The organism is Vibrio wakamikoensis (genome assembly GCF_050337275.1).
GTDB lineage: Bacteria > Pseudomonadota > Gammaproteobacteria > Enterobacterales > Vibrionaceae > Vibrio > Vibrio chaetopteri.
Genome location: NZ_JAKJST010000033.1, coordinates 1 through 13,299, shown reverse-complemented (window position 1 = coordinate 13,299; position 13,299 = coordinate 1). Strand labels below are relative to the sequence as shown.

Annotated in this window: 15 protein-coding genes; 9 read left to right on the top strand and 6 right to left on the bottom strand. The window is 48.2% G+C overall.

What is annotated here, in order from left to right; genetic code table 11:
• The 4 genes from flgE to flgB are packed head-to-tail and all read right to left on the bottom strand — an operon-like array spanning position 1 to position 2,792.
• Positions 1 to 1,272, bottom strand: a complete 1,272-nt coding sequence (gene flgE, locus L4C42_RS19155) for a flagellar hook protein FlgE (protein WP_353497417.1) — start codon at positions 1,270 to 1,272, stop codon at positions 1 to 3.
• 43 nt (positions 1,273 to 1,315) lie between these two features.
• Positions 1,316 to 1,993 carry a flagellar hook assembly protein FlgD gene (flgD, locus tag L4C42_RS19150; protein WP_353497418.1) on the bottom strand — a complete coding sequence of 226 codons (678 nt, stop codon included), beginning with the start codon at positions 1,991 to 1,993 and terminating at the stop codon, positions 1,316 to 1,318.
• Positions 1,993 to 2,427, bottom strand: coding sequence for a flagellar basal body rod protein FlgC (gene flgC, locus L4C42_RS19145; protein ID WP_353497419.1), 435 nt, complete (start codon positions 2,425 to 2,427; stop codon positions 1,993 to 1,995). The genes flgD and flgC overlap by 1 nt, the downstream gene beginning before the upstream one ends.
• A 2-nt stretch (positions 2,428 to 2,429) precedes the next feature.
• Entirely contained in the window at positions 2,430 to 2,792 is a 363-nt protein-coding gene (flgB, locus tag L4C42_RS19140) for a flagellar basal body rod protein FlgB (protein WP_042502033.1), read from the bottom strand.
• A 132-nt stretch (positions 2,793 to 2,924) separates the two neighbouring features.
• On the opposite strand from flgB, the gene flgA reads away from it, so the two are divergent.
• From flgA to L4C42_RS19110, 6 genes are all read left to right on the top strand, one after another.
• A complete protein-coding gene (flgA, locus tag L4C42_RS19135) occupies positions 2,925 to 3,647 on the top strand; it encodes a flagellar basal body P-ring formation chaperone FlgA (RefSeq protein ID WP_353497420.1) in 723 nt (240 codons plus the stop codon).
• 159 nt (positions 3,648 to 3,806) lie between these two features.
• Positions 3,807 to 4,091 carry a flagellar biosynthesis anti-sigma factor FlgM gene (gene flgM / locus L4C42_RS19130; protein ID WP_042502029.1) on the top strand — a complete coding sequence of 95 codons (285 nt, stop codon included), beginning with the start codon at positions 3,807 to 3,809 and terminating at the stop codon, positions 4,089 to 4,091.
• Between the two features lie 32 nt (positions 4,092 to 4,123).
• Positions 4,124 to 4,567 carry a flagellar export chaperone FlgN gene (gene flgN / locus L4C42_RS19125; protein ID WP_353497421.1) on the top strand — a complete coding sequence of 148 codons (444 nt, stop codon included), beginning with the start codon at positions 4,124 to 4,126 and terminating at the stop codon, positions 4,565 to 4,567.
• A gap of 40 nt (positions 4,568 to 4,607) precedes the next feature.
• A complete protein-coding gene (locus tag L4C42_RS19120) occupies positions 4,608 to 5,282 on the top strand; it encodes a lytic transglycosylase domain-containing protein (protein ID WP_418642303.1) in 675 nt (224 codons plus the stop codon).
• Positions 5,283 to 5,392: 110 nt separating this feature from the next.
• Entirely contained in the window at positions 5,393 to 6,283 is an 891-nt protein-coding gene (locus L4C42_RS19115) for a DMT family transporter (RefSeq protein WP_353497423.1), read from the top strand.
• 312 nt (positions 6,284 to 6,595) lie between these two features.
• Positions 6,596 to 7,867 (top strand): NRAMP family divalent metal transporter, encoded by a 1,272-nt coding sequence (locus tag L4C42_RS19110; RefSeq protein WP_353497424.1) that lies wholly within the window; start codon positions 6,596 to 6,598, stop codon positions 7,865 to 7,867.
• An 87-nt stretch (positions 7,868 to 7,954) separates the two neighbouring features.
• Here the strand turns inward: L4C42_RS19110 and L4C42_RS19105 are convergent, their stop codons facing one another.
• Positions 7,955 to 9,532 (bottom strand): PTS transporter subunit EIIC, encoded by a 1,578-nt coding sequence (locus L4C42_RS19105; RefSeq protein ID WP_353497425.1) that lies wholly within the window; start codon positions 9,530 to 9,532, stop codon positions 7,955 to 7,957.
• 174 nt (positions 9,533 to 9,706) lie between these two features.
• Here L4C42_RS19105 and L4C42_RS19100 point away from each other — a divergent pair, with 174 nt between their 5' ends.
• The 3 genes from L4C42_RS19100 to L4C42_RS19090 all read left to right on the top strand — a co-directional run bounded on the left by L4C42_RS19100 (position 9,707) and on the right by L4C42_RS19090 (position 12,949).
• Positions 9,707 to 10,435, top strand: a complete 729-nt coding sequence (locus tag L4C42_RS19100) for a GntR family transcriptional regulator (RefSeq protein ID WP_353497426.1) — start codon at positions 9,707 to 9,709, stop codon at positions 10,433 to 10,435.
• A gap of 157 nt (positions 10,436 to 10,592) precedes the next feature.
• Positions 10,593 to 11,927: a 6-phospho-alpha-glucosidase gene (locus L4C42_RS19095; RefSeq protein ID WP_429761618.1), complete on the top strand. Its 1,335-nt coding sequence runs from the start codon at positions 10,593 to 10,595 to the stop codon at positions 11,925 to 11,927.
• Between the two features lie 38 nt (positions 11,928 to 11,965).
• The gene (locus tag L4C42_RS19090) at positions 11,966 to 12,949 is read left to right on the top strand and encodes an aldo/keto reductase (protein WP_429761617.1); all 984 of its coding nucleotides are present in this window, start codon (positions 11,966 to 11,968) and stop codon (positions 12,947 to 12,949) included.
• A gap of 103 nt (positions 12,950 to 13,052) precedes the next feature.
• Here L4C42_RS19090 and L4C42_RS19085 read toward each other — a convergent pair.
• Positions 13,053 to 13,299 (bottom strand): hypothetical protein (locus L4C42_RS19085; RefSeq protein ID WP_429759926.1); only part of this gene is annotated, 247 nt, incomplete at its 5' end.

Here is a 13,299-nt window from a genome sequence, read left to right as displayed (position 1 = left end):
CTATACCGCGTTAAACAGCGCTTGAGTAAGTTTGTCAGACGTTGAAATCGTCTTCGCGTTCGCTTGGTAATTGCGCTGCGCCGTCATCAGGTTCACAAGCTCAGATGTGAGGTCTACGTTGGAGCCTTCCAGCGCACCCGGTGTCAGATCGCCCAATACGCCTGTACCCGGCGTGCCCACCACTGGTGCACCAGAGCTAAAGCTCTGTGTCCACGCGGTACCATTGGTTTTCGCCAGGCCTTGTGGGTTCGCGAAGTTCGCCAGCACTACCTGACCTTGTAGCTGTGACTGACCGTTGGTGTAAGTCGCGAAAACCATGCCGTTGTTCTCAACACGCACACCCGCAAGCTCACCAGAGGTGTAACCATTTGGACTGTTGGTACTTACGCCAAATGCCGCGCCAAACTGGGTGCTGCCCGCTAGACTGATATCGATGCTCATCCCTTTTGCACCGGCAGCAGGGAAAGAAACATTAAAGCTGCCAGTTGGAGAAGCAAGCGTACCGTCAGCTTTAAAGTCTACTTGCTGTGTTGTCGCTGGCGTCGTTGGCGAACCATCCACCTCAACATTCACCTGCCATGTGTTGTCCGCAGTTTTAGTGAAGTACTGCGTCACTGTGTGAGAGTTACCCAATGAGTCATAAACCTTTGAGGTATAAGACGAGTTAAAGGAGTCTGGGTTGCTTGGGTCAAAAGCAATTGCGGTCGAATCGTAAACTGGGTTCGGTGTCACGCCGTCGGCCTCAAATGGAGCGAGTGACGGATCGCCAGCAGGTACGACATTAGTCGCCGATGCACTTGCATCGAAATTAGCGATAAAGTCCAGCTTGTCGGTTGCTTTTGCGGCGAGAGATGAGGTACTGATTTTGATGTCGCCAACGGAGCCTTCAAGCAGGTTGTTATTTCTATCAACACTGTAGCCTTGCAGCTTAGCGCCTGTATTACCGACTACGTAGTTGTCTTTGTCCGTACCAAACACACCAGATCGGGTGTACAGGGTTTGCCCCATGCCGTCTTTAGTGACAAAGAAGCCGTTACCATTGATGGCCAAGTCCATCGAACGCCCCGTGCCGGAAACCGAACCATTTTTGTCGAAGTTTTGTGAAATAGATGCCACTTCCACACCGCCTGCCTGCATGCCGTTATAGACCGCAGAAAACTCGGTACGCGCTTGCTTAAAGCCATACGTCGAAGCGTTAGCAATGTTGTGACTGATAGTGTTTAGCTGAGTATTCGTAGCATCCAAGCCACTTAAAGCAATATTAAAACTCATGATGTCCTCTTAATTCTGATAATTATGGGTTTTACACTCGGCGCTAAGCACCAAACTGACTGATTTCATAGAAAGGCACATTGCCCACGCCAGCGACATTGACCATCGCCGCGCCGCCTGTGCTAGGAATACGGACTTGTTGAACTTCACCTGCCAGCAGCAAATTTGGCTGCGCTTGACCGTCTTGTACTTCGACTGAAATAGAGTACTTGCCCGGCTTAAGACCCAGCTCTTCTGGGTTGATGGTGAAATCCACGTCACCGGCAGGGTGAGCGCCCAGTGGCACTTTGGTTTTTTGACCAAACTCGTCTTCCACCACCACATTCACTTGGCTCGATGAATGGGCGAGCTCAATACGACCTTTTTGCGCGCCGTCCGCCAGTTCAACCTCGTTGCTGCTGACATACACGGTTTGACCCACTAGGCTTGCAGTCGATAGCACCTGCATGTTGTCGAGAAGCACCATGCTGTTTTGCATTAGTGTTGACATGTTCTCGGTACTTTGTACCTGAGAGAACTGCGCCAGTTGGCTAACGTACTCGGTGCCATCAAGCGGGTTGAGTGGATCTTGGTTCTGGATTTGCGCCACCATTAAGGTGATAAACTCATTTTGTAGTGAGCTAGCGCTGTTGGCGTCTTGCGGATTCGCAGACACATTAGCATTAGTTTGCTGGGCGACTGGAGAGTCCGTATCCAGCGCGGTGAACTGTGCAATACTCATTAGCTGCCCTGCCCTAAACGAAGTAATCCTTGCTGCATGCTTTTCACATTCGACAGCACTTCCACATTGGTTTCAAAGCTGCGTGATGCGGACATCATGTCTGCCATTTCCGCCACCACATCAACGCCCGGGTAGTAGACATAACCTTCTTCATTGGCGAGTGGGTTATTCGGCTCAAAACGTTGTTCGGCTTTAGCACCACTATTCACCACATCGACAATGCGCACTTCGGCATTGGGGTACACCCCTTGATCACTCGCCAATTGGGTTTGGCTGTAGACAGTGGCAAACACAGGCTTGAGCGGCTTATAAGCGTCATCTGGGTTGGCCGACACGGCGTCTGCGTTGGCAAGGTTACTGGCCACGGTGTTAAGTCGTACCGTTTGCGCCGTCATGGCTGAGCCAGCGATAGAATAAATATCGGTAAATGACATGATTAACGTCCCTCAATCGCTTTCGCTAGCCCGCTAAACTTCATGTTCATGAAGGTCAGGCTAGTTTGAAAATCCATGTTGTTTTGGGTGAATTTGGCCTGCTCAACGCCCAGCTCTACCGTGTTACCGTCTTTGCTGTTCTGGTACGGCACGGAGTATTGAGTGGCAATGTCCAACTTTGGTGTCGTGCTGTGCACACCATTGGCGCTGGCTTGCTTCATCACCGTGGTAAAGCTCAGGTCTTTTGCTAGGTACCCAGGTGTATCGACATTTGCTAAGTTACTGGCTAGCACCTTGGTTCTCTGAACTCGAAAATTGAGTGCTTCGGGATGCACGCCTAACGCACTGTCAAAACTGATTGCCATCTCTTTGTCCTTAAATGGGCGGTCGTCCCTAATTAACAACAAGATGCGTGCCAATTTTTTATTTCAATAAAAACAATGAATTACACAAAACAAAGGAAGAGGAACTTCCGATTCACGGAAGCGAGATATGACATGGGGAAATGGATCATAGGTCTATTATTGGGGGCAATATCACTGTCTGCTTTCGCCACCAGCCACGCCAAAATGACGCGGTTGGATATCGAGCACGCGGTGCGCCACGCGCTTGATTTGGAGATTGAGCAGCTCGCCGAGCGCCATCGCTGGGGTAAGCACGACGCCAAACTGGTGATATTGGTTCCAGAGTCAGCAAAACATCTCGATCAATGCATAGCACCGCTCATCATCAGTAGCCGTGACCATCAAGCGCTGCCTGTAGGCAATTTAAAACGCAGCGTCAGCTGTGAAGACGGAGTGAATGATTGGCGCATTAATGCCAGCATCAAGGCGACCTTATCCTTGCCTGTGGCAGTGGCAACCACCACGCTCAATCGTCATACCACGGTAGATGCCACATCGGTTCGACTCGAAACACGCACCTTGTCGCGCGCAACGGCCTTTGTGACCGACCTGTCGACATTGCGTGGTAAACAGGTCACGCGAAGGATGCGTGCCGGGCAGATCATTGATGCTAAGTTTGTCAGCAATCCACCGTTGGTCGAGAAGGGCAACGAAGTGGTGATCATCGCCGCCAAGGGAGGCTTTAATGCCACCACCAAGGGCGTCGCGCTACAAACGGCAGGAGAAGGTGAACAGATCAAAGTACAAAATAGCCAGTCGAAGAAAGTGATTCGCGCCGTTGTCACTGGCTTGAACCAAGTTCACACTCAGTTTTAATTTTCTGACTCAAGGTAACAAATTTCACACAGCACGCTCGAAATTAATACTGAGATTAAGATAGAAAAAAAGGGCAACAATTTAGGTGGGCAGATTTAATACTGTCGCTCGCTTTGTCGCCCTATACTGTTATCGACATCTTGATAGGACAGCAACACCATGAAAATCGACAAAGTGGCTGGCGGACATGTTCCACAAACTAACTTCAACCAGTCTAAAACTCAAACCGCAGAAACGCCGCAGCGTAAAACCGTGTCTGAAGCCGCATTCAACGCCAACACAGCCGCGCTAGACAAGGCACAAGCCGAACTCGCTGCTATGCCAAATGTGGATATGGCCAAAGTCGAAGCGGTGCGTAATGCACTGGCGAATGGCGAATTGGGTCTGGATGTTAAAGCCCTGTCGCAAGCGGTGATGCGTTTTCATACTGGTCACGAATCCTAAGCACGCGACCCCATTGAGTGGAGTAACCAACCATGGCCGCATCGAAAACCGAGCTAGTACAAGCCTTCGTGCTGAGCATTTCTGACGATATTAAACTGTACCGAAAACTGCTCGCACTACTGCAACATCAAAAAGCCTTGTACCTCAAGTTTGATGGGGAATCGCTGAGCGACAATATCCAGAGCCAACTGCCGATATTGAATCAACTTGGCCGCAATGCCAGCAACCGCAGTCAGGCACTCACCCAATTAAAACTGCCTTGCTCTCAAGCTGGGGTTGAACGCTTAATTAGAGCGCTGCCTGCAAAGCTGTCAGACAACGTGCACAAACAATGGCACATCCTTGAGTCTTTGATTGCACAGTGCCAAAAATACAACCAAAACAACGGCCAAAGCTCTGCCGCTTTCCAAGAATTACTCGGCGAGTTAACGGGTCAAAAACAGCACAGTTATGAGGAACATGCTCGAACGGTTTAGCCGTTATTGGCGCCAACCTCACTGGCATACTTTGCTAGTGATGAGCCTGCTGTGCCTTGGGCACAGCGTGAGTTATGCCAAGCCGACCCAAGGTGCCCCAGCCCAAGCGGACATAGCGCCGCACATCGCCACGTTAAAACCCTATCAAACCCATATCACTAAAAAGTTCGAAGAGTTCAGTCCTTTAGTGGATGAGATATTCAAACAACTAAGCAAAAGGTCACTACCAGAAAGCCTCGTACTGGTGCCGATGCTAGAATCTTCCTATAACCCCAAGGCGGTTTCACCAGCGAAAGCCGCTGGGCTCTGGCAACTCATGCCTGCCACCGCAAAACGCTTCGGGTTAATCGTAGAGCAAAACCTCGATCAGCGATTTGACATCGAGCCGAGCACGCAGGCAGCGATGCAATATCTGTCATTTTTATATCGAAAATTTGAGGGCGATATTAATCTTACTCTAGCGGCCTATAACGCGGGAGAAGGACGAGTACAACGCGCAATCAATAAAGCGGGCAGTCGTGAATTCTCAAAACTCAAACTGCCCAATGAGACCGTGCACTATGTACGGCGTTTTTACGCCTTAATGAGTCTCGTCGACATTTCTTCACTTAAAGGAAATCACGTTGATACCTTATGGCTGTTTGCCAGTGAACCTTCATGGCAACAAGCGCCATTGATCGATCTGACACCGCTGCCACCGCTGATCTCACTTTAGTTGAGCTCGCTGCAATCTTGTGTGATTCGTCACCACAAACTGCTGTTTTCAGAATGCCATTCACTGGTAAGATGCAGACATTGTTTACTCCATCCTAATGCTAACTCTCCATGCAAAACGAACGCAAAGCCCTGCTGTTTGGGTTATCTGCTGTCCTACTGTGGTCTACGGTCGCGACGGCATTTAAACTCACATTGGCTGAATTTACCCCTGCGCAAATGGTCGCCGCAGCATCGGTTGCCTCAACCATCGCTCTGGTCATTGTCTGTGCCGTAAAAGGGACGCTGTCTCAACTCAAAACCACGTTTTTTTCCAATCCTTGGTACTACCTATTGCTGGGACTCATCAACCCACTCGCGTATTACCTTATTCTGTTCAAGGCGTATGACTTACTGCCAGCGTCGCAAGCGCAGCCCATCAATTACAGCTGGGCAATCACATTAACCTTAATGGCGGCGGTATTCCTAAAACAGAAAATCCGTCCGCAAGATTGGTTTGCGTGTGCACTCGGCTATTTAGGCGTGGTGGTCATCGCTACTAAAGGGGATGTGCTAGGACTGCAATTTGATAGTCCAGCAGGCGTGGCACTAGCGCTGCTTTCCACTTTGCTTTGGGCAGGCTATTGGATCCTGAACACCAAAAACACTGCCGATCCGGTTGTTGGTGTACTGCTCGGCTTTTTGGTGGCGTTACCATTTGCTTTCGGTGTCGCGATCTATGAGGGCGCCGCTTGGTCAAGTATCACCCTAAAGGGCTGGCTGGCGGTAAGCTATGTGGGTCTTTTCGAAATGGGTATTACCTTTGTTCTTTGGCTGAGCGCTTTGAAGCTGACACAAAATACTGCGCGTATCAGTAATCTGATCTTTGCTTCGCCATTTATCTCACTGATGCTGCTTGCCACCGTTATCGGCGAAGAAATCCATCCATCGACACTCGTCGGCTTAATGTTAATTGTGATTGGACTGGTTGTGCAGCAGCTGAAGAGAAAACCTAAAACTTAATCGCTAGATAGCACCCTATTACTAGCGTCGCGAGCCTTTGTGCTCGCGACTCCTTCCAATATTTTTCCTACTCTTTTTTGCCAACCTCCAATGAGGATGCATTATCTATCCCAAGATAATCAGCACAAACATCCACTTCTAACTCATTTTATAGATACACCGACCAAACCAAGGCGTCCTTTTCATTCCATCACATTGCATCCTGCTGAAATTACTGTAGAAATGAATGTGTTGGAAATAATTTTTTATCGTTTCGTAAATAATTTTTTACAGCGATTGCAGTACGGATAATAATCATAAAGGACTCATGTCATGGATACTTCACTCCCTTCAGAGCCAGCATCACGCCCAGGCTTATCTCACTTAGTACGTTCTCTTGGTCCAGGCATCATGATGGCAGCGGCCGCCGTTGGTGGTTCTCACCTTGTTGCTTCTACTAAAGCAGGTGCCATCTATGGCTGGCAACTCGCAGCACTGATCTTGCTCGTTAATCTATTTAAATACCCATTTTTTAGAGCTGGGGTTCAGTACACCGTCGGTACAGGCAATAGTCTGATTCAAGGCTATGAAGGATTAGGCCGTGGATACCTTTGGGTATTTACGCTGCTGACGGTCATTTCCGCAGTGGTCAATACGGCAGCACTACTCTTGTTTAGCGCCAGTTTACTCGGCTACTTCTTACCATTTGAGCTGTCCTCGCTTGCCCTTTGCGGGGTTGTGCTGGTGACCTGTATTGGGATTTTATTCGCCGGTCACTACAAAGCGCTCGACGGACTGTCCAAAGCGATTATGGCCACATTGACGGTGGCAACTGTGACAGCGGTGATTATCGCAGCGTCTAACGGCAGCGTCGCGCCCGCCGATTATCAAGCCCCATCTCCGTGGACCATTGCCGCCATCGGCTTTATCGTAGTGACTATGGGTTGGATGCCTGCACCGATTGAGATATCTAGCATCACGTCCATGTGGCTTAAGAGTCAGTGTAAGAAGCAGAAAGTGACCGCTGAGTCGGCGCTGTTCGATTTTAATGTGGGCTATATTGGTACGGCTTTATTAGCCTTGGTTTTTGTTGCGCTGGGCGCACTGGTTATCCACGGTTCTGGGACAGAGCTGTCTGCTTCGGGAGTGGGGTTCTCTCATCAAATAGTCGGCATGTACGCATCAACCATTGGTGAATGGTCACGCTACCTGATCGCTGTGATTGCCTTCTTCTGTATTTTTGGCAGCACCATTACCGTGATTGATGGCTACTCGCGCGCAATTGCCGAGTCACAGCGCCTGCTTCAAAACAAGACTGAAGAGAACCCGAAGTCTTACCAAGCATGGGTCATTGTGGTGTCGATTGCGGCTATTTCGATTATCGCTTTCTTTGCCAAAGCACTGATGCCAATGCTCAACTTTGCGATGATCATGGCGTTTGTTACCACTCCAGTGTTTGCACTGCTCAATTATGTTTTAGTGTCTAAAACGGCTCTTCCTAAAGCGCTGCAAATGGGTAGTAAACTAAAAGCACTATCGATTATTGGTCTTGTTTACCTGTTTGGTTTCCTTGCCGTGTTTATTTGGTGGAAGTGGTTGATGTAACGACATTACACACTTGAGCTCAAAGAGGCCTAGGGACAGTATCGTCACCTAGGCCTTTTTCGTAGAGGGAGGAAAAGGTATTAGCGCTTACGCCATCGCCTCCAAGAACTCATTCACTTCCTGGCGCACGGATGCTACGTGACTGCCGAAGATGATTTGAATGTTTTGGCCTTTGTTGACCAGCCCCATAGGGTTCGATTCTTGAATTTTCGCCTCGTCCACCAAAGATGGGTCACGAACCTCCACACGCAATCGGGTGTAGCAGTTTTGCACATCAACGATGTTATCTTTACCACCTAGACCTTCAATGATAGCAATCGAGTTGAACTCACCGACTGCAATATCAATGGCGTCTGTTTTGTTGCGGTTCTTGTAGTCGTCTTTGGTTTGTAGCTTCATTTCAGCTTCACCGCGACCAATGGTTTTTAGATTGAGGTGCGTGATCAGCGCGCGGAACACAAAGTAGTACACCGCTAGCTGAACCAGACCAATCGCCACGTACATCGGCCAATCGGTTTTATCGGTACCCAGTGGAATGTTGTAAACGATGAAGTCGATAAGACCACCTTTACCTACCGCCACGACATCCAGCAACGACAACACAGCCATGAATAGACCAGTAAGGATAGCGTGCACAACAAACAGGATTGGCGCTACGAAAAGGAATGAGAATTCAATCGGCTCAGTAACACCCACCAAAATAGAAGACAACACAGCAGGGAACACAATCGCTTTCACTTTTTCGCGCTTGTCTTGGTCAGCACAGTGGTACATAGCAAGACCCGCACCTGTCAAACCAAAGATTTTTACTAGGCTGCGTGAGTCAAACACGATTGAACTAGAAAGACGCGTAGTCTCTGGGTCACCAATTTCAGCAAGGAAGATATTCTCGATGCCGCAGTAGTTTTGACCTGCGACAGCAGCACAGCCACCGAGATCAGAGAAGTGCATTGGCACCCAAAGCAAGTGGTGAAGACCTGTTGGAATCAAGATACGCTCTAGGAAACCGTACACACCAACACCCATAGAACCTGCGCCGCGAATGCTTTCGCCAAAGCCGAAGATAGCGTGCTGAACCGGTGGCCAGATGTGGGTAAACAGAATACCAAGGCCAATCGCAACCGGAATCATGATAATAAGCACAAGTCGAGATTCACCGTATAGTGATAGCGCGCCTTTAAGTACCTTTTGGCTGTATTTGTTGTGGAAGTAAGCGTTAACAATACCGATCAGCATGCCAACGAAGATACCTGTATCGACCACTTGCAAGCCAAGGATGTTCGCCTGACCGGTTCCCCCTAAGTCACCATCTAATAGCAGACCATTGAACTTCATATAGGTATGCATGGTGTACAAGTAGATGAAGTAGATGATCAGCGCGTTAAAGCCAGCTAGGTGCTTGTCTTTTTTCGCAAGCCCCATCGAAATACCGACAGCGAAGATGATATGCAGGTTAATAAGAACGCTCAGCGTTGACCAAACCAACACTTCTCCCATCCCTTTAAAGAAAGGGGCATCTAAGAAAGGCAGTACTTCGACAATGCCTGGGTTGGTTGTTGCCGCTCCGATGGCAATCACAAAACCCACTAGTGGAAGGACATATATCGGTGCCAGCATGGCGCGCGATAAGTCACTCATATAAGTGGTTATAGCTTCTTTGTTCATTATTGATGTTCCTAAATACGCTATTAATTATTTTCTTTCTGAAAATCACTTTATTCAGAAAAGAAGTCATAACAACTTTGTTGTACCTAGAATGTGATGAATGACCTAATATAGAACCAATTTATTATGTTATTTTGATATTGATATAACCAATAATTTTTTGGAAATGACATCGTGCTATACGTAAAAGTATTAGAGAGCTTAAAAGAGAAGATCAACGCGGATGTGTACAGCGTTGGATCAGCATTACCGACAGAAAAGCAGTTAATTGAAGAGTACCAAGTCAGCCGCATCACCATTCGCAAGGCCGTGGATGAACTGGTTAAGCTCAAGCTGGTCGAAAAGCGCCGTGGGTCTGGTACCTATGTACTGGAAAAGCAATATTCGCATCAACTCAATTGTTTGGCTGGCACCTCTGAAATCCTGACCCACAACAATAAAACCGTGAAGTATCAGGTGACGCAATTTTTGATGAGTAGTGACAACGCCCCCGTCCATAAACTCCTAGGACTAAAACCCAACGAGCCCTTGTATTACATACGTCGGGTGAAGTTTATTGATGACCAACCAAGGATTGTCGAAGACAGCTATATGCCGGTCGCATTGTTTCCCGACCTCAATATCTCTACGTTACAGAAATCAAAATTCGATTATGTCGAGCATGAGAAAGGAATGTTGATACAAGGCAGTCGCCAAGAGTTCACCGCCGTTGACTCCGATGAGGAGATTATGGCCTTGCTTGGAATGGAGAAAAGCCACCCGATCATGAACCTGCGCTCAATATCCAACCTAGAAGATGGGCGCTACTTTGATTATACCGAAGCCTGGTTTCACCCTAACGCTCACAAACTGGCAATCTACTTATCTCGTAAAAGAGGGCATAGAAAACCCGTATTTCCATAACCAATCCCAACTATTGTTTGAATACGATCACACATTAAAGGTATTCAATTTGTCACATCAGATCAAATCCATAGGATAAGACCTATTCAACATAGGTTGTAAATTACATGACCTTTAAAATATCCGAACAGCATTCAAAATCAAATTGGAGTTGGTTATGACCAAGCAACCACAAATCATCGCAATCGCAGGCGGCGGCTCAACATACACTGCCGGTATCGTTAAAGCTCTTCTAATGAAAGGGGGTGACTTCCCTATCGCGGAAATCCGCATGTACGACATTGATGCCGAGCGCCAAGACAACGTTGCAGTATTGGTGGACTACGTGGTCAAAACTCACGCTCCACACGTGAAACTGACGGTGACGACGGAACCAGAAGTGGCTTTCTCTCACGCTGACTTCGTGTTTGCTCAAATCCGCGTAGGTCAGTACAAGATGCGTGAAACTGACGAAAAAATCCCTCTTCGTCACGGCTGTGTAGGCCAAGAGACTTGTGGTGCTGGCGGTCTGGCTTACGGCATGCGTACTATCTTCCCAATGATTGAGCTTATCGATCATATGGAGCGCTTCGCTAAAGAATCTTGCTGGATGCTGAACTACTCAAACCCAGCGGCGATTGTGGCTGATGCAGTTCACCGCCTACGTCCTAACGCTCGCGTGCTTAACATCTGTGACATGCCAGTGGCGATTGAGCGTAACCTATCGAATATCCTTGGTGTGAATCGTTATGATCTCGACGTTGAGTACTTCGGCCTGAACCACTACGGCTGGTTTACGTCTATCAAAGTTGATGGCGAAGAGAAAATCCCGTTCCTTCGTAGCCACATCCAAAAATTCGGCATGCTGACTGAAGAAGAAGTGGAAAACGCGTGTCACTCTGAGCCTTCTTGGATTAAAACCTTCAAGAACACTCAGCCTCTAATGCAAATGTTCCCAGAGTACGTGCCAAACACTTACCTTCAATACTACCTAATGGCTGATGATATCGTGGCTCAGTCTGACCCAGAGCACACTCGTGCTAACGAGGTCATGGAAGGTCGTGAGAAGAAGATGTTTGAAGCGATTGAGCAAATCAAAGCATCAGATGGCAACGTTGAAGGCAAATTCCATGTTGGCGTGCACGGTGAGTTTATTGCAGACGTGGCGATGTCGATGGCTTATGACCTACGCCAGAAGTGGCTAGTGATCATCCCTAACAACGGCATCATCAAAGGCTTGCCAGATGACGCAATGGTGGAAGTGCCTGCACTACTCGGCCGCGATAAAGTCTACCCAATCCAAGTGGGTGAAGTGCCACACTTCTACCAAGGCATGCTGCAGCAACAGCTAATGTCTGAGAAGTGCTTAGTTGATGCTGCAATTGAAGGCTCTTACGACAAAGCGCTGCAAGCCTTTGCGCTTAACAAGACCATTCCATCAGCGAAAGTGGCGAAGCTTATCCTTGATGACATGCTCGAAGCGAACAAAGAGTACTGGCCGGAACTTAAGTAATCCAATCCCGACCCTTGAATGAGAAAACAAGAGAACGAATGATGAAAAACAAACAAATCAAAGATCTTAATGCCTCAGCGGTGGGTTTTGGCTGCTGGGCAATCGGCGGGACTTGGAACAACGTCTCTGACAATGAATCCATCAAAGCAATCAAAGCGGCGCTCGACAACGGCATCAACTTTTTCGATGTTGCACCGGTTTACGGTAAAGGTCACGCGGAAACGGTACTTGGCCAAGCGCTGAAAACCGAGTCTCGCGACAACATTATCATCGCGACCAAGTGTGGCCTGCCATGGTCTCAAGATGAGCGCAAAAAGACTCGTAAAGATCTGACAAAAGAGAGCATCTCCAAAGAGATTGATGACTCACTAACTCGCTTGCAAACTGAGTACATCGACCTGTACCAAGTGCATTGGCCAGATCCAAACACGCCAATTTCAGAAACGGCAGAGGCACTGGCTGAACTTAAACGACAAGGCAAAATTCGCCACGTCGGTGTATCGAACTACTCGCTTGATATGACGCGTGAGATGATGACAGGTGTTGAAGTGGCGACCTTCCAAGGTCTCTACAACCTACTTGAGCAAAACCCAGAGCATTACCACAACATTCCGCTGCAATACCGTGCACGTGAAGAAGCGCTGCCGTTCTGTAAAGAGCACGACATGAAGTACCTACCGTACTCACCGCTAATGCAGGGTCTGCTGACGGGTACGTTAAAGCGCTCTGGTAACTGGGATGAGAACGACGACCGTCGTAACAACCCTAAACTCAATGGCGAAGCGTTTGAACCCTACTTCAACTGTGTTGAAGAGCTAAAAGCGCTGGCTAAAGAAGCCAACATTCCGCTTTCACACTTAGCGATCCACTGGCTTGTGGCGCAAGAAGAAGTAGGGCCTGTGATTGCTGGCGCGCACACTGTCGAGCAAGTGCGTGATAACGCAGCGTTCATGCAATCGACATCGAGCACTGAGTTACTGGCACGTGCCGAAGCGATTGTAGCGAAATGGGAACTAAAATAACGGCTCTCGAGCCTGTTGCTAGGCTAATGACAATTTAAAGCTTGGAATGCGTGTACTGATGGTCACATAGGTAACACTTTAAACCGGCCACATAGGTAACACCCTATGTTGGCCGAATTACTTTTCCAACAACTTCATCTACAATCCCTAATCTCATTTCTCCAAATCGAAGCAACCAACATCGATTGTCGATATATTCCAAACTAACGTACTCACCTAATAGTCTTCTCGTGACGTAAATGGCTTGCCCGTTAAGTTTAATATAGCCGCCACATTTCACCTTTCTGACTTCATGTTCGCTAGGGTATTCCAGCGGAGGTAATTGATTGGGGAATGGTCGAGGAGACTTT

What these genes read in the sequence shown, in the direction of transcription:
- L4C42_RS19090 (WP_429761617.1), top strand. Translation starts at nt 11,966, where the DNA reads ATGATGAAAAACAAACAAATCAAAGATCTTAATGCCTCAGCGGTGGGT.
- flgM (WP_042502029.1), top strand. Translation starts at nt 3,807, where the DNA reads ATGAAAATCGACAAAGTGGCTGGCGGACATGTTCCACAAACTAACTTC.
- L4C42_RS19110 (WP_353497424.1), top strand. Translation starts at nt 6,596, where the DNA reads ATGGATACTTCACTCCCTTCAGAGCCAGCATCACGCCCAGGCTTATCT.
- flgD (WP_353497418.1), bottom strand. Translation starts at nt 1,993, where the DNA reads ATGAGTATTGCACAGTTCACCGCGCTGGATACGGACTCTCCAGTCGCC.
- L4C42_RS19105 (WP_353497425.1), bottom strand. Translation starts at nt 9,532, where the DNA reads ATGAACAAAGAAGCTATAACCACTTATATGAGTGACTTATCGCGCGCC.
- flgB (WP_042502033.1), bottom strand. Translation starts at nt 2,792, where the DNA reads ATGGCAATCAGTTTTGACAGTGCGTTAGGCGTGCATCCCGAAGCACTC.
- L4C42_RS19120 (WP_418642303.1), top strand. Translation starts at nt 4,608, where the DNA reads ATGAGCCTGCTGTGCCTTGGGCACAGCGTGAGTTATGCCAAGCCGACC.
- flgN (WP_353497421.1), top strand. Translation starts at nt 4,124, where the DNA reads ATGGCCGCATCGAAAACCGAGCTAGTACAAGCCTTCGTGCTGAGCATT.
- L4C42_RS19095 (WP_429761618.1), top strand. Translation starts at nt 10,593, where the DNA reads ATGACCAAGCAACCACAAATCATCGCAATCGCAGGCGGCGGCTCAACA.
- L4C42_RS19115 (WP_353497423.1), top strand. Translation starts at nt 5,393, where the DNA reads ATGCAAAACGAACGCAAAGCCCTGCTGTTTGGGTTATCTGCTGTCCTA.
- flgE (WP_353497417.1), bottom strand. Translation starts at nt 1,272, where the DNA reads ATGAGTTTTAATATTGCTTTAAGTGGCTTGGATGCTACGAATACTCAG.
- flgC (WP_353497419.1), bottom strand. Translation starts at nt 2,427, where the DNA reads ATGTCATTTACCGATATTTATTCTATCGCTGGCTCAGCCATGACGGCG.
- flgA (WP_353497420.1), top strand. Translation starts at nt 2,925, where the DNA reads ATGGGGAAATGGATCATAGGTCTATTATTGGGGGCAATATCACTGTCT.